Origin of the sequence: Leclercia sp. M-A074-M (assembly GCF_965195605.1) — a bacterium.
GTDB lineage: Bacteria > Pseudomonadota > Gammaproteobacteria > Enterobacterales > Enterobacteriaceae > Enterobacter.
Genome location: NZ_CBDAHM010000003.1, coordinates 442,834 through 460,204 on the forward strand (window position 1 = coordinate 442,834; position 17,371 = coordinate 460,204).

Annotated in this window: 13 protein-coding genes; 8 read left to right on the top strand and 5 right to left on the bottom strand. The window is 58.1% G+C overall.

Features of this window, described 5'->3' with window-relative positions; all coding sequences use genetic code 11:
• Window positions 1-23 precede the first annotated feature (23 nt).
• The 3 genes from lapD to ACOKCT_RS08760 are packed head-to-tail and all read right to left on the bottom strand — an operon-like array spanning window position 24 to window position 4,342.
• A complete protein-coding gene (gene lapD, locus ACOKCT_RS08750; protein WP_420193380.1) occupies window positions 24-1,970 on the bottom strand; it encodes a cyclic di-GMP receptor LapD in 1,947 nt (648 codons plus the stop codon).
• 9 nt (window positions 1,971-1,979) lie between these two features.
• Entirely contained in the window at window positions 1,980-2,672 is a 693-nt protein-coding gene (lapG, locus tag ACOKCT_RS08755; protein ID WP_103180595.1) for a cysteine protease LapG, read from the bottom strand.
• An 8-nt stretch (window positions 2,673-2,680) separates the two neighbouring features.
• On the bottom strand, window positions 2,681-4,342 hold the full coding sequence (locus tag ACOKCT_RS08760) for a Mur ligase (RefSeq protein ID WP_103180597.1): 1,662 nt from the start codon (window positions 4,340-4,342) through the stop codon (window positions 2,681-2,683).
• Window positions 4,343-4,458: 116 nt separating this feature from the next.
• Between ACOKCT_RS08760 and ACOKCT_RS08765 the strand changes: the two genes are divergently transcribed.
• The 6 genes from ACOKCT_RS08765 to ypdK all read left to right on the top strand — a co-directional run bounded on the left by ACOKCT_RS08765 (window position 4,459) and on the right by ypdK (window position 12,173).
• Window positions 4,459-5,337, top strand: a complete 879-nt coding sequence (locus ACOKCT_RS08765; protein ID WP_231736532.1) for an alpha/beta hydrolase family protein — start codon at window positions 4,459-4,461, stop codon at window positions 5,335-5,337.
• A 24-nt stretch (window positions 5,338-5,361) separates the two neighbouring features.
• On the top strand, window positions 5,362-8,694 hold the full coding sequence (locus tag ACOKCT_RS08770; protein ID WP_420193381.1) for a CapA family protein: 3,333 nt from the start codon (window positions 5,362-5,364) through the stop codon (window positions 8,692-8,694).
• 94 nt (window positions 8,695-8,788) lie between these two features.
• Window positions 8,789-9,133 carry a hypothetical protein gene (locus ACOKCT_RS08775; protein WP_156654988.1) on the top strand — a complete coding sequence of 115 codons (345 nt, stop codon included), beginning with the start codon at window positions 8,789-8,791 and terminating at the stop codon, window positions 9,131-9,133.
• Window positions 9,130-10,572, top strand: a complete 1,443-nt coding sequence (locus tag ACOKCT_RS08780; RefSeq protein WP_420193382.1) for a hypothetical protein — start codon at window positions 9,130-9,132, stop codon at window positions 10,570-10,572. Before ACOKCT_RS08775 ends, ACOKCT_RS08780 begins: the two co-directional genes overlap by 4 nt.
• Window positions 10,573-10,822: 250 nt before the next feature.
• On the top strand, window positions 10,823-11,743 hold the full coding sequence (lpxP, locus tag ACOKCT_RS08785) for a kdo(2)-lipid IV(A) palmitoleoyltransferase (RefSeq protein ID WP_420193406.1): 921 nt from the start codon (window positions 10,823-10,825) through the stop codon (window positions 11,741-11,743).
• A gap of 349 nt (window positions 11,744-12,092) precedes the next feature.
• Window positions 12,093-12,173, top strand: coding sequence for a membrane protein YpdK (gene ypdK, locus ACOKCT_RS08790; protein WP_197080173.1), 81 nt, complete (start codon window positions 12,093-12,095; stop codon window positions 12,171-12,173).
• Between the two features lie 55 nt (window positions 12,174-12,228).
• Here the strand turns inward: ypdK and alaC are convergent, their stop codons facing one another.
• Window positions 12,229-13,470, bottom strand: a complete 1,242-nt coding sequence (gene alaC / locus ACOKCT_RS08795; RefSeq protein ID WP_159339645.1) for an alanine transaminase — start codon at window positions 13,468-13,470, stop codon at window positions 12,229-12,231.
• 386 nt (window positions 13,471-13,856) lie between these two features.
• On the opposite strand from alaC, the gene ACOKCT_RS08800 reads away from it, so the two are divergent.
• Together ACOKCT_RS08800 and ACOKCT_RS08805 are read left to right on the top strand one after the other, a co-directional pair.
• Entirely contained in the window at window positions 13,857-15,554 is a 1,698-nt protein-coding gene (locus ACOKCT_RS08800; RefSeq protein ID WP_156654994.1) for a sensor histidine kinase, read from the top strand.
• 12 nt (window positions 15,555-15,566) lie between these two features.
• A complete protein-coding gene (locus ACOKCT_RS08805; RefSeq protein ID WP_103180611.1) occupies window positions 15,567-16,304 on the top strand; it encodes a LytR/AlgR family response regulator transcription factor in 738 nt (245 codons plus the stop codon).
• Between the two features lie 41 nt (window positions 16,305-16,345).
• Here ACOKCT_RS08805 and glk read toward each other — a convergent pair whose 3' ends face one another.
• Window positions 16,346-17,311: a glucokinase gene (gene glk / locus ACOKCT_RS08810; RefSeq protein WP_103180613.1), complete on the bottom strand. Its 966-nt coding sequence runs from the start codon at window positions 17,309-17,311 to the stop codon at window positions 16,346-16,348.
• Window positions 17,312-17,371: the final 60 nt, after the last annotated feature.

Consider the following 17,371-nt stretch of genomic DNA (forward strand, 5'->3'; position numbering starts at 1 on the left):
CAGCCTCTGTATAGCCTGTGAGGTTAATTTCCGCCCAGCGTACTGGCATCAGCAAAATAGCGTCCCATTGCGCCATACAGCCCCATTTTTTCAAGGATCGCCAGCTCGCCCGCAGTTTCTACTCGTTCGGCAATTAAGGGAAGATTTATCTGACGGGCGGCCCAGTAAATAGCCTCAATAAACAGTTTTTTATCGGCTTCGCTGTCTATATCGCGAATATAACTGCCATCAACCTTAATCCAGGCCAGACCCCATTGCGGTAAATTGCCGATAAGGTGGAAGCGTCCGCCAAAGTGCTGGATCCCCAGACGACACCCCAACGCCTTCAGGCGGCTGACCAGAACATTCACCCTCTCGACATCGGGCAGCTCATTCTCATCCAGCTCAAACGTCAGCCAGGTTGCCAGCTGCGGCGCGCTTTTCAGCGGCTGCAACAGGGCATTCAGGCTCTGGTCATCCGCGACGCTGGCCCCGCTGATGCTCAGCGCCAGCGGACGCGGTGATTTTGCCAGTTCACTTAGGGTCTGCTGGAGCATCACAATGTCCATGCGGCGGCTGAGATTGAGCCGGTGGATCCACGGCATAAAGCGTCCGGCAGGCACCAGCTCCCCCTCCGGGGTTTTAATTCGCGCGAGGATCTTATGATGCAGCACCTCACGCGCGCTGTTGCAGGCGTAGACCGGCTGTGAAAAGAGCGCAAAGTCGCCGCTTGTCAGCACCGCGTCCAGACGGGTGTACCAGCTGTGATGATCGTCTTCGCTCTCGGTGGCCGATGCGGTATCCGGCGTCGCAAAGATGCGCATTTCGGTTTCGGCTCTTGCCAGCGCCTGATCCGCCTGAGCCAGTACTGCCTGGGGCGTATCGCCTGGGTTAAACGGCACCAGGGCAAAATGCGCCACCGGCGTCACGTCGCTCATGCCCATCTCAGACAGCGCCTTCAGCTGGGTGCTGAGGGTGTTGCGCAGATTATCGAGCTCCTGGCCCAGGATCTGCGGGGCGATAATGGCAAACTCCCCGCCGCGCACGCGGGCTACAAACCCCTCGTTGTGGAAATAGTTGCGCTGCAGGCCGCTCAGAATATCCGCCACGGCCACCAGCAGCTGATCGGATTTCGCCCCACCCAGACGGTGGTTAAGCCCCATCAGATCCTGCACCCGCAGCAGCATAATGTGGCCGGCGGCGTTCTCTTCATCACTCAGGCGTGACTGGAGCTGCATATCAAACGCCCGGCGGTTGCTCAGGCCGGTCAGGCTGTCGTGATAGGCCTCCTGGCGCAGCGCTTCGGTACGCCGGGCCTGCTCGCTGAATAACACCTTGAGCTGGGTCACCATCATGTTGGTGGCGTCCACCACCCGGCGCAGCTCAGGCGTTTTTGGCAGCGCCTGTATATTAAGAAACTCGCGGCGGCAGATGGCCATCGCCTGTCCGGCAATATAGTTAAGCGGGCGCAGAATGCGGTTCAACAGCAGGGTGGCTGCCAGCACAAACAGCAGGCTACAGCCGATCAGCCACAAAAAGCTGGCAACGATACTGTTCCACAGGCGGGCCAGGGCGAACATCGGATGGCTGACCACTTCTACCCGGGCAACCTGCGTCCAGCCCCGCATCACAATGGCATCGCCTTCGCCTGGGCTGAGGTTCACCAGCCGCACAAACCAGTGCGGTACACGGGTGCTCTGGGGTACGTCGCTGCGCTCGATAATCGGTTTATTGGTTTTAATGTCGATCACGCGAATGCGATAGAAATAGCCGCTGTCGAAGATGGAGTTCACCATCAGCTCGGTCATGGCCGGATCGTCGATATGGGTGGTCAGCGACACCCCCAGCGCCGTCGCCGCGTCCTGCGCGTGGGCGCTAAGCTGATTGCGGTACTGCTCCCGTGAGCTTTCCAGGGTAACGAAAAAGTTGCCGCAGAAAATGACGAGCGTAAATAAACAGATGCCAATCAGTAGCTGTTTATAAAGAGACATGGCCCTATCCTATTCATGAATTACAAATCCTTCTGCACGCATACGGGTGAGAAGATCCTGCCAGCGGGAGAGCCGTTTGCTGTCACCCACGCGTTTGTTGCCGCCAGATTGCGGTAGCCACAGCCCTTCGCCGTTAAACGCATACACCGGAAGCAGATCGGTACGCTGTGTAGCAGGCAAGATGGCGGTTTTCAGGTTATCCAGAACCAGTGGGATCGCCGTGGGGGTGGAATACCATGTCACCACCATGTGCGCCTGATTCAGTTCGAGTGCTTTAACATAGGTAATACGTAACTGGTTCGCCGGCACGCCCATTTCGCGCAGGGTGAAATATTTCGCCAGCGCAAAGTCCTCGCAGTCCCCTGCCCCCTGACGTAAAAACTCAATTGGCGTTGCCCAGTAATCCTGCTGCTTCCAGACGACGATATCATCGCGAAACGCCATCCGGGCGTTAAAAAACTGGTTAACCCGGTTTAAGGTGTCATGGATCGTGCCCTGCGACGGCTGTTTAAGCAACGCTGCCCACTCATCAATCCGCTGCCGGGCGGCGGGGGTAGCCGGGCCATACAGCCGTTCGGTACGGGTGCTGATGGCGCTGAAATCCCACCCGGCGCCGAGTCCGGGGGAGATAACCAGCAGCAGCACCAGCCAGAGCGACAGCCAGCGTCGACAGCTCACCAGAAGAGAAGGATAAAGCCGCATGACGTAACTTACTGCTCGCCTGACCGGGCCAGCCAGCGCTTACGGTACGCGACATAGCCGGAAAGGTAGTGTTCAACATCGTCGATTCGCACGCGATAGCTGTGGTGACGAATAAAAAAGCTGCCGACGATGCGCGGCGGGTTTTTAAAGAACATCGCCAGTTCCGGCCAGAAAAAGCCGTTTGCCAGATAGCGGGCGCGGCTCTCCAGCGCCTGGTTGAACACCGCCATGTCGAAGCCCGCCAGCAGATGTTTATGCGGCGATGTCTCAAGCCGCGCGATCATCCGTGAGGCCGCCATCATCAACTCAAGCAGCGTAGGATAAGTGGTGACGCGGTTCTGAACGAAGTCGAGATGATCGCGCACGTTATCCAGCCCAAACTGGTAATAGCGCTCCAGCGGCTGGTAGCGCGTCAGCTCGTTGACGCAGTAGCTGAGCCAGTGATCGTGCGCCTGCCAGTGCTTCTGCACAATAAAATGATCCATCGCCCGTTCGACCATTGCCAGCCAGCGCGGCGCTTTAGTCAGTCCGTAAAGACGCATCAGCGCAAACGCCGCCTCACCGTCGTAATAGATAATGCGGTGCGCCGCCTTCAGCGACAGATCCCCTGCGTTCAGCACGTGAACAAACCCGCCCGTCTGTGGATCCTGCATAAAGCCGATCCCGTTCGCCAGCCGCGCCATCGGTTCCAGATACCGATCATCACCGGTCAGCTCGCTGTATTTCGCCATCGCCAGAATACACACCGCATTGCCGCCAAGCTTAATCTCATCCCCGGTATCGACCAGGAAATCGGCGTCGCTGCCGTCCGGTAGCCGGTAAGTACGAATAAAGCTGGCGCAGAGGTCGTTGAGTGCCCGCTCGATTGCCGCGAACTGTTCAGGCTGCTGCGTCACTTCCCATCCTTCGAGCAGTGCATAGGTGGAGCTGGCGTGGCGCAAGGCGTTATAGGTGGGAATGGCGCGGTCGAAACAGGGGAACCAGCCGTACTGATAGCGCCCGGAGGGGGCGATCTGCCGGGCAAGGTAGTCGGTGGCGGAGGCGATCATCGGCTCAAGCGCCGTCGCCTGCCAGTCGGGTAGCTGGCGGTAGCCGCTGTTACGCCCGGTCGATTCGATGGGTAACAACTGCTCGCCGTCGCAAAACAGCGCCCGGGTGGTGAAGCGCCAGAGCGTCTGGTCAGGCTCCTCCGGCCAGCTCAGCACAGCGCCGAAGCGACGGCGGGAAAAATGGGCCAGATTAGTGGCATTGGGCGTGGCAACGCCGTGATCGCCATGATAGAGCAGCGCGTTGGCGGCAATCTCCTGCTCCAGCATCGCGTAGCGAAACGCTGGGTCCAGGCTGATGCCGAAGCGAAAATAGTTGCGTTTGGTCTTGGCTAAGCGGGCTTGCAGGTTATCCCAGCGCAGGGCCTGCACCTGATCCACAAGGTCAACGCGCAGCCAGCAAACCACCGCCCCACTCTTTTGCTGCCACTGCAGCAGCGCCTCTACGCCCTGCTGCCAGGCCTGATCGAAGCTGTCGCCAGAGCCCTGCACAATATGCGCACGGCTTTGACCATCGGAAGCACTAAAAAAGATCGCCCAGGCGGGGCAAATCGGCGGTTTGGGCGCGACGTCCAGCAATTCCATCGCCGGGCGGGTTTGCGCCAGTAATTGGCTGAGCGGCATTTTTACTCCTGATAACGCCTGAAGAAACCCTGTCAGAAAAATCCTAACCAGATAATACCATTATGTATGACAAGTTGTGTATTCTGTATGTCTATTGTTTCTTCCGGGGCGGTGGTGTGAGTCGATGTTTCGCGGTATGGATCCTGCTGCTAATCAGCGTTTTCGCTTACGCTGAGACGCCGCTGCTGTGGAACCAGCCAGCCTCCCGACAGCACTGCCCGGTCGGCGACGAGGCCGTGTGGGTACACTACCCTCAAGGCAACGCCTGTATGCGCTATTTCAGCGCCGGAAATCTCCAGGCTGCCCCGCTGGCGGTGGTGATGTTAAAAGGCGACCGCGTCTCGCTGATAAAGCGTCCACCCGAAACCATTCCCGGTAACACCGCCGCCGACCAACGCCGTCAGGCACGGGCGATCCTACGCCAGACCGGGTTGCCGACCATTATTATCGCCCGCCCCGGCACCTACGGCTCCAGCGGCAACCATTACCGCCGTCGTCAGGCGGAAGAGTTCCAGGCTATCGATGCCGCCCTCAATGCTATCAAGGCCCGCTATGGTATCCAGCGCTTTATTCTCAGCGGACACAGCGGAGGCGCCACCGCCGCTTCGGCGCTGTTGACTACCGGCCGCCGGGACATCGCCTGCGCGGTGCTTACTTCCGGCGCCTGGGGAATACTCGAGCGGGCGCAGCGCCTGCGTCAGCAGCGTGGCGAAGCCCCGGCGCCTGCACTGGACGGCACCGGCCTCCCTCACCCGTGGGATCCCCTCGACCACATCAGCGGGATCGCCGCCGATCCCTTCCGGTTGATCCTGGTGATCGGCAACCCGCAGGATCGCAATACGCCGTTCGATCTGCAGGCGCGATTCGCGGATGCGCTGCGGGAACATGGCCACCGGGTAGAACTGCTCGAACGCCCCGCCAGACCGCCGCAATTTCATAATTTGACGGGGAATGCCGGTATCAACGCCATTCGCCTTTGTCCGCTACGCGGATAAGCCCAAAAAAGCAGGAATAAAAATATGCGCCAGAAACCGCCCCGTCAGCCACGCGCAGAGACGCAAGCCCCGGGATGGACCGCTGCCGAACTCGAAAAACTACCCGGTAGCGTCTGGTACAATCGCCCGGATGCAGGCTGGTGCGCCACTGACATTGTCCTTTTTCATGATAAGGCGCAGCCTGGCCATCCCTGTCTGTTTGTCGCCATCGATCCCGACACCTGGCACAAGGGCTCCGGCAACACCGGAGTTTACGCTGGCTGGGATGATACTCATCTTTCGCTTTCCCGCCACGCCTCTCGTTACTGCGGGGCCATCGTCCAGCGACGCCTTGAAGATCTCCCGCCAGACTTCCCTCAACTGGTGGTGGGCAACAGCTATCAGGCCCTGCTTTGGCTTGCAGAAGAAGCCCGGCGGCGACTGGACGGTAAGCTGGTGGCGATCACCGGTACGGTAGGCAAAACCTCGACCAAAGAGATGCTCAACAGCATCCTGACAAAGCATATGTCGGTAGTGGCGAGCCGCGGAAACCATAACACCCGCACGGGGGCCTCCATCACGCTGGCGCGTGCAGTCTGCAATCCGCAGGCGGTGGTGCTGGAGGTGGCGATCTCTGCTCTGTGGATGCGCAACGGCGGGATCGGCCCGCGTATCAAACCGCATATCGTCATTATTACCGAGATCGGCCTCACCCAGGTGGGCAGGAGCGTGACCTCTCTCGACGATGTGGCCCGCTTTAAAGCGCGCATCAGTCACGGTCTTATTCCGGGTGGTTACGCCATTTTAAACCGTGATATGGCCGGATATAACACTGTGGCTGCCAGCGTTACCCGCGACGGTGCCCGCATCATCAGCTACGGGTTTGATGCCGACGCCGACGTGCGGATCACGGCGTTTACCCAGAATGCCAACGGGAGCCTGATCACGCTCAGCCTCCGTCAGCAGAGCCTGAATTACCGGCTGGCTGTGCCGGGCAAAGGCGCCGCGCTTAACTCGGTGGCCTCGCTTATCGCCGCCGATCTGCTCGGGGTGAGCCTGGCGGAGATCGTGGCCAGCCTCGAAACCTGGCGCAGCGATGATCAACATATGGGCATTTCCGCGCTGCCGCTGCCGGGCGGCGGGGCTGTCACCCTGATTGACGACAGTTATAACGCCGAATACCTCTCGATGCTCAACGCGTTTGAGGTGGCCGCTCAGCGAGCGCAGGAAGGGGGCGGCCGTGTGATCGCCCTGCTGGGGCGGATCATCAACCTCGGGGATCGGTCCGCCGCCATCCACCGCTCGCTGGCGCAGCCCCTGCTGGCGGCTGGCTGTCAGCAGGCATTTCTGCACGGTGACGAGATGTGTGCCCTGCACGACGCCCTGCCGGAGGAGGTTCGTAGCGGTCATTTCAGCACCGCAGAAGCGCTGGTGGAAGCCGCTGCGCCAGCGTTGCGCGACGGCGATATCGTGCTGGTCAAAGGGAGCGTGCGTAATTCCGACTTCAGGCGGGTTGTCGGCCTGTTGAAGCGCCGACTTACCGCGTCGCCAGCCCTGGCAAAAGGGCAAATCGCCCGCCTGCTGATGAATCTTACCACCGGCGAAACCCGGCTGTCTGAGCAGGGTGACAGCGCGTTTGCCCCCACGTACTTGAGCCAGCTGCTGCTGGCCGTCTGCCTGGCAGAACGGCTGCTGGCGAAAAAAATAGACCTTGATACGCCTGTTGAGATGCATGGCATCGCTGCCCACGTTTTGCAGGGCAATCCGGCTCTTGGCCTGCAACGGGGGAGCACGGCAACCGTGAAATCGCTGGTGCAGGGGATGCTCATCCACAACGCCTGCGACGCCGCCATTCATCTGGCGGAAACGCTGGCCGGCAGCAGCGCGGAGGCGTTGAAGGCGCTGCGCAGCCTTGTCGACCAGCTGGAGATGCGCCACACCCATATCAATAACGTCTCCGGTCGTCCCCGCCCCGGCCAGCGCACCACGCTTACGGATATCGCCAGGCTGATGCACCATTTTCAGCTGCGCTACCCGCATTGGCTTACCTGGCTGGGTGAGCACGAGGCGGCCATCGGCGAGCGGGTCTACCGTAAAAGCGGCAACCTGCACAGCAACGGCAGCGCATGGGGACAATTCTGCGCCGGACGCTGGGGCGTTGCGCTGCAGTGGATCGCAGGCGAACTCTGGCTGGCCTGCGCTGCCGGGGCGGATGACGCCTTTCATCTCGACTATCTGCTGGATGGGCTCCTGGCCGGAGTGGATGGCGCAGAGCCCGCACCGGTGCCCGTCGAACGGCACATCGACAAACCTGTGGCGACCCTCACCTTGTTGGGCGACACCTACTTTGGGGAGTGGTATACCCGTAAGCGCCAGGCGCGGGGTCTGGATGATGCCCTGCAACGTTACGGCTACGATCACAGCTTTCTGGGCATCGCCCCCCTGCTGCGCGGTAGCGACTTCACTCTTGCCAACTTTGAGGCGGCCCTCGCCACCGATCTGCGCGCCAGTCTGGAAGGCCGAAAGCCGTTCTGCCTGACCGGGGATCCGGTCGCCTCGGTTACCGCCCTGCGTAAACAGGGTATCGACGCGGTGGCCCTTGGCAATAATCACGCCATGGATGCCGGAGTGCCGGGGCTGGAGAGCACCCTGGCGGCGTTTGGCGGCGGCGGCATTGCCTGCATCGGCGCCGGACGCAATGCGCAGCAGGCCCACGCTCCGCTGGTGCTGACGGTGGGCGACAGACAGTACAAGATTTTCAGCGCCTACTGGTACCGGCGCTACATGGAGCAGGATTGCGCCTTTTATGCCCGCCCACGTCGGGCAGGGGTCGCCTGCCTGAGCGGCGGCCTGGCTGAACAGCTGCGTCTGGAGAAAGCACGCCCCCGGCCAGCCACCACTATCGTGCTCGCTCACTGGGGGCTAGATTACCAGTGGACAACGGTGGGACAGCGGGCGCTGGCGCAGCGTCTCTGCGAGGCCGGAGCCGACCTGATTATCGGCTCCGGGCCGCACATGGCAGGCGAGGCGGTAAAACAGGGCGAAAGTCTGGTGGTCTACAGCATCGGCAATGGGGTGTTTAACAGTAACGGTGAATACCAGTCGCGTGGCGTGCCGCCGTATGGCTTTGTCGTCCGCCTGCTGCTTGGCAATCCGCAGCCGCAGATCGCGCTTCTGCCGATCCTGACCGACAATAAACAGACTTTCTGGCAGCCCCGCCCGGTGACCGGGGCGGAATTCTCAGATCTGATCGCGCAGCTTACCGCGCAGGGCATGCCCATTACCCAGGAAGAGACGTCCGATGCGGGCTGGCGCGCCGTCAGTGAGGAGGGTGAATGCAGGCTGATCATGCCGCTGGCGCACCTGGCCGGGAGGTAAGCAGAATTTTTAAGCGATACAACTACCTGAATTAAAATTCCCGATTACATTTAAAAGACGTCACTCCGCTGTGCGACAGAGTCAGGACAAACTGATGAGCGTGCTACTGCAAAAAATGCCCCGCTGCGGGGTGGTGTTGTTAACGCTGCTTCTGAGCGTAAGCGGTTGTGCTAGCCATGATAAGAATCCCAGCCGGGCGCGTGTAGCGCCGAAATATGTTCGCCCTGCGCCTGTGCAGCCCGCGTATAGCGCACCTGAATCGTTCCTGAACGCGCCAGAAGCGTCCCCTGCGCCGCCCGTAAGAGTAAAAAAACGGCCTCAGGATAAAGCCGCCGAACCGCCCGCGCCCCGGGTCATGCCGGTGCTGGATAACTCGTTGCCGGAGCAGATCTGGCAACCTGCGATCACCCGTCAGACCAGCCTGGAGCTAAAATCATGACGGAACGCGCTCTCGGTGAACTGGAAAACCGGGCCGATATCAAGCGCCCCACGCTGCCGCTGTGGCAAAACGCAGTGGTTATTCTTCTCACCCTCACCTATCTCATCTGCGAGCTGGCCTTTAACTCGCGCCTGCTCGACCTGGTGGGAAGTCTCTCCACCCCCGACGATATCCACAGTATGGAGCGCTATGGTCGGGCTTTAACCGCTATCGCCGCCGCGCTGCTGATGTTCCAGCTGGTGCTGGCAGCGAACGCCTGGCTGAAAAAACGCGGCATTGCCTTTCCCGCCCCCTGGGTGGCAGGCATGGTGTTCTCGCTCTGTCTGCTCACCGGCGTGGTGACATGGCAAACGGTGGAGCGGGTAATTGAGCGCCAGGTCGCCCAAAGTACCGGCGAGTTTCGCCAGAAGTCGATGCTGGCGCAGCTCTATCAGCAGTCTTTAATTGACGGGCACCAGACGCTGGAGGGGATCCCGCTTGATGACGATGGCAGTCAGCGCGAAACCTGGACCAGCCCATCCGGGAAAGCGTTTCTGGCGATGCTGCCGCTACTTATGAGTTCGGTCAGCCGCTATCACGAACTGCTTGAGCGAGAGGCGGCGCAAAACCTGCGCGACAGCATCAGCGTTCAGGAGGGCGGGCTCCTCGGCTATTACAAACTCTGGCTGGCCGCGCGCGCAGAGATTTATCAGGACTATCTCGACTATACCAGCGTTACGCAGAAAAATGGGCTCTATCATGGGGTGACAATCCCGGCCCGCCTCGACTGGGAGACATTTTTTATGCTGGACCCGGTGCAGAAAAGGCTGCGGGAAAAGCTGGCCCTGCCGCTGCAAACCCGGGTGCAGCCTGAATATCCGAAAGAGGACGCCCTGAAACAGTTCGCCCTGGCGCTGCAGGCTCCCCATCTTGACTACGCCGTGCAACAGCAACTCCCCCGCCTGCAGGCTGCGCTGGCCAGCTACGGCACGGGCGGAGCAAATGAAAAACGGGGCGAGGATGCGGCGCGGGCGGTGATTGTTCCTCCCATTGCGCTGATGTTCTCCCTGCTCGGCGCCCTCACCCACCTGGCAAAACTGCTCTATCTGCTGCTTCTGCCGTTAAGTTCCGCCCTGCTCTCTGTTACCGCCTGGCGGCCCTTTCGCCTGCTTAACCGCCATCCGTTGATCTTCCCGGTGCTGTTAATCTGCCTGCTGCTCGGCCTGTGCAGCGTGACCAATAACAGTATTACGGCTTCTCCGGCCTATCAGTCGCTGCGGCACGCATTGCAGGGAGCGGAAGTGGCGATCACCAATACCCCCTCATCCCTCAGCGGCGGCACGCTGTTGCGGGCGATCCATACGGTCAGCATCGGGCAGAGTTACAGCTATCCGTTGAATCATGCCATACGCCAGAACGTGCTGCTCGGCTTTGATTTTGGATATGGAAAGCCTGACTAATCGCGTTTTAATGTTGATAAAAATAGCCCCGGTTTGAGCCCTTTTGTGGGTTATTTTTTGCGCAAAAAGTAGTGTTAGCAGTTAAGATATATCAGTGCTACATTACGCCGCCCAGCGCCGACAGCCTTTTTTCAGACCTTGGGCATATACGGTAATCACCATGAACCAGTAGTATTAACGCAGGTCTTAATAGCATTCCGGCGTAGCGCCAGTCTGGGGCTACCAATATACTCTCCATAAAGGTCGTTTTATCTTGTCTCAATGCAAATTCACGCGCACGCTTCTGCACCCGCGTTACTGGTTTACATGGTTTGGTCTGGGTGTCCTCTGGCTGCTCGTGCAACTTCCTTATCCGGCGCTACGCTGGCTCGGTGCCAGCCCCGGAAGTCTTTCGCGTCGTTTTCTGAAGCGCCGTGAATCTATCGCTCGCAGGAACCTCGAACTCTGTTTTCCGGCGCTCTCCCCTGAAGAGCGTGATCATCTCATTAGTGAAAATTTTAAATCTATCGGCATGGCGTTACTGGAAACGGGGATGGCCTGGTTCTGGCCGGACTCGCGGGTACGTAAGTGGTTTGACGTTGAAGGCCTGGAAAATTTGCAGCGCGCGCAGGCAAAAAACTGCGGGGTGATGGTGATCGGCGTTCACTTTACGTCGCTGGAGCTGGGTGGCCGGGTGATGGGGTTGTGCCAGCCGATGATGGCCACTTATCGTCCACATAACAGCGCCCTGATGGAGTGGGTGCAGACGTGCGGGCGCATGCGTTCAAATAAGGCGATGATCAGCCGCAATAATTTACGCGGGCTGGTCAGCGCCCTGAAAAAAGGCGAAGCGGTCTGGTTTGCTCCGGACCAGGACTATGGCCGCAATGGCAGCAGCTTCGCCCCCTTCTTCGCGGTAAAGGAGGTGGCCACCACTAACGGCACATTTGTGATTCACCGTCTTTCAAAGTCGGTGATGCTGACGGTCACCATGGTCAGAAAAGACGATAAAAGCGGTTATCGCCTGTTTATCATGCCGGAGATGGAGAACTATCCTCAGGAAGAGGCGGCCGCCGCGGCTTACATCAACAGGGTGATCGAGAGCGAGATCATGCGTGCGCCGGAACAGTATTTATGGGTGCATCGCCGTTTTAAAACGCGTCCTGTGGGGCACGCTTCCCTCTATCTTTAACCCCGTTGAAGGTTAGTTTCTTTTAGAAACTAACCTTTTCAATCACCTGTAATCACTCAGGTTTATCGTTAGCACGCTATCTTGCCGAACGACAATTTATTACCCGCCGAAATTAAACTGTCGCCGTTCCACGACACTCGTAAGTCGTGGAAATTATTTAGAAAAATGCCTCTTGTCACTCCTGAAATTTAAGCGTACATTAGCGCCGTCTGGCTACCTGAAAGCACAGAATTCTGAGCTGGAGTCGTCGCTGAAACGGGATAATTCTCATTTCCGCCCCGGCCTGACTTCACTTCTCTATACTCAGTTGGACTCTATTTTTATTGCGTATCACGAAATACGCGGAGCGATGAACGTGAAATATTTCTTTATGGGTTTTTCAGTGATTTTGTTCGCATGGGTCGGTACGTTTGCCCTGATGATGAACTGAGCAAAGAAAATGTAGTCAAAAAAACAGGCGCCCAAGGCGCCTGTTTTTTTTGGGGTTACTGACCCGCCTGCTCTGGCATCGGCTTTGTTACCTGGGGCAGTAATCCGTCGGCGCGGAACATGCTTTTAATGCCCCTCACCGCCTGACGGATACGATCGCTGTTCTCAATCAGCGCGAAACGCACGTGCGTATCGCCGTAGTCACCAAAGCCAATCCCCGGGGAGACGCACACTTTCGCATCCTGGAGGAGTTTTTTGGCAAACTCCAGCGACCCCATCGCGGCATAGGCGTCCGGGATCTTCGCCCAGACGTACATCGAAGCTTTAGGCATCTCCACCATCCAGCCCGCCTCATGCAGCCCTTTGACCAGCACATCGCGACGGCGTTTATACTGGGCGGCAATGTCCTTCACACACTGCTGATCGCCTTCCAGCGCAGCAATGGCCGCTACCTGCAACGGGGTAAAGGTGCCGTAGTCGTGGTAGCTTTTGATACGTGCCAGCGCGTTGACCAGCGTCTTGTTACCGACCATAAAGCCGATACGCCAGCCCGCCATGTTGTAGCTTTTCGACAGGGTGAAAAACTCCACCGCAACGTCGCGCGCGCCGGGTACCTGCATGATCGACGGCGCTTTCCAGCCGTCATACACGATATCGGCGTAGGCCAGGTCATGCACCACAAGCACGTCGTAGCGCTTCGCCAGGGCCACCACTTTCTCAAAGAAGTCGAGTTCCACGCACTGGGCGGTCGGGTTGGAAGGAAAACCGAGGATCATCATCTTCGGCTTCGGATAGCTTTCCCGGATGGCGCGCTCCAGCTCGTTAAAAAAGTCGACGCCTTCAACCAGCGGCACAGAGCGCACCTGCGCACCGGCAATGACCGCACCGTAAATATGGATCGGGTAGCTGGGGTTCGGCACCAGCACCGTGTCGCCATGGTCCAGCGTCGCCAGCATCAGATGCGCCAGCCCCTCTTTTGAACCGATGGTGACAATGGCTTCGCTCTCAGGGTCGATCTCCACCTGATAGCGTTCCTGATACCAGCGCGAAATGGCGCGGCGTAAACGCGGAATCCCTTTAGAGGTTGAGTAACCATGCGTGTCCGGGCGCTGGGCGACGGTGCAGAGTTTTTCCACGATATGGGGCGGCGTAGCGCCGTCCGGATTACCCATACTGAAATCGATAATGTCTTCGCCGCGCCGGCGCGCAGCCATTTTCAATTCAGCAGTAATGTTAAACACATACGGGGGAAGACGATCGATACGCGAAAAACGGCGTTCAGGACTGGAGTCAGCCATAAATTCCTCAGATTACGTTAGCGCCCGGACCGTCCGAGCGACGTCGCCACGGATGTGGCGTGCTTAGAAAATAACCTGAAAAAATTCGCCTTGTCGAGGGGGGAAGAAATAAAAAAAAGCGTAGCGCTAAAACAGGAACTCTGCTGAGGCAAAAACCGGAAGCAAAAAAGAAAAGAGGTATTATTAAAACCTTTTATTAACATTTTAATATCATTACAGTTACGACTTCCGGGTGGCTTTTTAGCTTTTCTGCCCGCTTATGCGACCTTAGATACAATCCCCTTTGATTAACGTGGTTTATCCCCATTTTATAAAAGAGCGGGATGGCTGGTCATTGAGCGTCAGGTTTTTTATCATGGTTCTTTCCTCTTTTCCCAGGTTTACCCGTGCACGAAATATTCAATATGCTGCTGGCGGTGTTCGATCGCGCGGCGTTAATGCTGATTTGCCTCTTTTTCCTCATTCGCATCCGCCTGTTCCGCGAGCTGCTGCATAAGTCTGCCCACTCGCCCCGGGAACTGCTGGCGGTCACTGCGATCTTTTCGATGTTTGCCCTGTTCAGTACCTGGTCCGGGGTACCGGTGGAAGGTTCCCTGGTTAATGTGCGGATCATCGCCGTGATGTCTGGCGGGATCCTGTTTGGCCCATGGGTCGGGATCATCACGGGCCTCATTGCCGGGACCCACCGTTACCTGATTGATATCGGCGGCGTGACTGCGGTTCCTTGCCTGATCACCAGCATTATCGCTGGCGTGCTGTCGGGGGCGATCAACCGCAAAGTCCCTAAGAAACAGCACTGGAAAGCGGGTATCATCGCCGGCATGCTCTGCGAAACCCTGACCATGATCCTGGTGGTGGCGTGGGCCCCCACCACGGCGCTGGGGCTGGATATCGTCTCAAAAATTGGTATTCCGATGATCCTCGGTAGCGTCTGCGTGGGCTTTATCGTGCTGCTGGTGCAGAGTGTGGAAGGCGAAAAAGAGGCCAGCGCCGCCCGGCAGGCCAAGCTGGCGTTGGATATTGCCAATAAGACGCTGCCGCTGTTTCGCGACATTAACGCTGAATCGCTGCGCCAGGTGTGCGATATCATCCGCCGCGACATCGACGCCGATGCGGTGGCCATCACCAATATTGACCGGGTGCTGGCCTACGTGGGCGTGGGTGAAGCAAACTACCGGGATAATGATGATACCATCAGCCCCACCACCCGCCAGGCAATCAGCGGCGGCAAGATCATCATTAAGAATAACGATGAGGCTCACCGCACCCCGGAGATCCACTCTATGCTTGTGATCCCGCTCTGGGAAAAAGGGGTGGTCACCGGCACGCTAAAAATTTACTACTGCCACGCGCACCAGATCACATCGACCTTACAGGAGATGGCGGTCGGGCTGTCACAGATTATCTCTACCCAGCTGGAGGTCTCCCGTGCCGAGCAGCTGCGGGAGATGGCAAACAAGGCAGAGCTGCGCGCCCTGCAGAGTAAAATTAATCCCCATTTTCTGTTCAATGCGCTGAACGCCATCTCCTCGTCGATCCGCCTGAATCCGGACACCGCCCGCCAGCTGATCTTCAATCTGTCGCGCTATCTGCGCTACAACATTGAGTTGAAAGACGACGAGCAGATCGACATCAAAAAAGAGCTTTATCAGATTAAAGATTACATCGCCATCGAACAGGCGCGGTTTGGCGATAAGCTTACCGTCATCTATGACATCGATGAAGAGGTGAACTGCGTGATCCCGAGCCTGCTGATCCAGCCGCTGGTGGAGAATGCCATTGTCCACGGCATTCAGCCGCGCAAGGGTAAAGGGGTGGTCACCATCAGCGTGGCCGAATGCGGTAACCGCGTGCGGGTGGCGGTGCGCGACACCGGCCACGGGATCGACCCGAAAGTGATTGAACGGGTGGAGTCGAATGAGATGCCCGGCAATAAAATTGGTCTGCTCAATGTCCATCACCGCGTTAAGCTGCTCTATGGTGAAGGGCTACACATTCGCCGCCTTGAGCCGGGTACCGAGATCGCGTTTTATGTTCCTAACGAACGCGCCGCCGTTCATGCCCAGACGTTGTTGTTGCCTTAGAGGGAGTGACGCATGAAAGTCATCATTGTGGAAGATGAAATACTCGCCCAACAGGAGCTGAGTTGGCTGATAAAAGAACACAGCCAGATGGAGATCGTCGGCACCTTTGAGGATGGTCTGGACGTGCTGAAATTTCTGCAGCACAACCGGGTAGACGCCATATTTCTGGATATCAATATTCCCTCTCTGGACGGGGTACTGCTGGCGCAAAACATCAGCCAGTTTGCCAGTAAGCCGTTTATTGTCTTTGTCACCGCGTGGAAAGAGCATGCGGTGGAGGCCTTCGAGCTGGAAGCGTTCGACTATATTCTTAAGCCGTACCAGGAGTCGCGGATTGTCAGCATGCTGCAGAAGCTGGAACACGCCTGGCACCAGCAGTCCGGCGCGGAACAGGTCGCGGCCTCACCGGTCATGCGCGAAAATGACACGATCAATTTGATCAAGGATGAACGCATCATCGTGACGCCGATGAACGATATCTATTATGCCGAAGCGCATGAGAAGATGACCTTCGTCTACACGCGCCGCGAGTCGTTCGTCATGCCGATGAACATCACCGAATTTTGCAGCAAGCTGCCGGCGAGCCACTTCTTCCGTTGCCATCGCTCTTTTTGCGTCAATCTGAACAAGATCCGCGAGATCGAACCCTGGTTCAACAACACCTACATTCTACGGCTGAAGGATCTCGATTTTCAGGTGCCGGTGAGTCGCAGCAAGGTGAAAGAGTTTCGCCAGCTGATGCACCTGTGAGGGGAATGCCCCGGTGAACAGACGTCACCGGGGAAGAGCCATTACAGTACCTGGCCCAGGGTCTGGCGCAGATGCGCGCCCGAGCCCAGCAGACCCGGATTGTCATGTACAATCAGGTACACCGGAATATCCCGGACATAATCGCGGAAGCGCCCCTTGTCTTCAAACCCGCCGCGGAAACCGGAGGATTTAAAGAAGTCGAGGAAGCGCGGTACGATCCCGCCCGCGATATAGACCCCACCAAAGGTGCTCAGATTCAGCGCCAGGTTGCCGCCAAAACGCCCCATGATGACGCAGAAGAGCGACAGCGCGCGACGGCAGTCGGTGCAGCTATCTTCCAGCGCGCGTTCGGTCACATCTTTCGGCTGTAGATTCTCCGGCAGACGGCCATCGGATTTCACAATCGCCCGGTAGAGGTTCACCAGGCCCGGACCCGAGAGCACCCGCTCCGCCGAGACGTGGCCGATCTCCGCGCGCAGCTCTTCGAGGATAATGCCCTCTTCTTCGCTGTTTGGGGCGAAATCGACATGTCCGCCTTCACCCGGCAGGCTGATCCAGCGCTTGTCGACATGTACCAGATGGGAAACCCCCAGGCCAGTGCCAGCGCCGTAGACGGCAATGGGCTTACCTTCAACCGGCTCGGTGCCGCCGAACTGGATCAGATGCTCCGGCTTTAACATCGGGATCGCCATCGATACCGCGGTAAAGTCGTTAATAATTTCCAGATGGGCAAAGCCGAGGTTGGCCTTCATTTCGGCGACAGAGAATGCCCAGGTGTGGTTGGTCATCGCCACCCAGTCGCCGGTAATCGGACAGGCAATGGCGATACAGCCATCCTCAACGCTGACATCATGCTCCGTCAGATAGACACGAACCACCGCTTCCAGGCTGGGGTAATCCAGCCCGGAATAGGTTTTGGCGCGGGAGATTTCGCCGGTGTTGACGTCACATAACGCCAGACGCGCGTTAGTCCCCCCTACATCACCTACCAAAGCATACTTTGTCATTCTTCTACTGCTCCGCTAAAGTCAAAATAACTGTTTGGCACACTCTAAATTCAAGGCCCG

Excerpts from the sequence above, each read along its gene's own strand:
- lapD (WP_420193380.1), bottom strand. The coding sequence starts at position 1,970 with ATGTCTCTTTATAAACAGCTACTGATTGGCATCTGTTTATTTACGCTC.
- lapG (WP_103180595.1), bottom strand. The coding sequence starts at position 2,672 with ATGCGGCTTTATCCTTCTCTTCTGGTGAGCTGTCGACGCTGGCTGTCG.
- ACOKCT_RS08760 (WP_103180597.1), bottom strand. The coding sequence starts at position 4,342 with ATGCCGCTCAGCCAATTACTGGCGCAAACCCGCCCGGCGATGGAATTG.
- ACOKCT_RS08770 (WP_420193381.1), top strand. The coding sequence starts at position 5,362 with ATGCGCCAGAAACCGCCCCGTCAGCCACGCGCAGAGACGCAAGCCCCG.
- ACOKCT_RS08775 (WP_156654988.1), top strand. The coding sequence starts at position 8,789 with ATGAGCGTGCTACTGCAAAAAATGCCCCGCTGCGGGGTGGTGTTGTTA.
- ACOKCT_RS08780 (WP_420193382.1), top strand. The coding sequence starts at position 9,130 with ATGACGGAACGCGCTCTCGGTGAACTGGAAAACCGGGCCGATATCAAG.
- ypdK (WP_197080173.1), top strand. The coding sequence starts at position 12,093 with ATGAACGTGAAATATTTCTTTATGGGTTTTTCAGTGATTTTGTTCGCA.
- alaC (WP_159339645.1), bottom strand. The coding sequence starts at position 13,470 with ATGGCTGACTCCAGTCCTGAACGCCGTTTTTCGCGTATCGATCGTCTT.
- ACOKCT_RS08805 (WP_103180611.1), top strand. The coding sequence starts at position 15,567 with ATGAAAGTCATCATTGTGGAAGATGAAATACTCGCCCAACAGGAGCTG.
- glk (WP_103180613.1), bottom strand. The coding sequence starts at position 17,311 with ATGACAAAGTATGCTTTGGTAGGTGATGTAGGGGGGACTAACGCGCGT.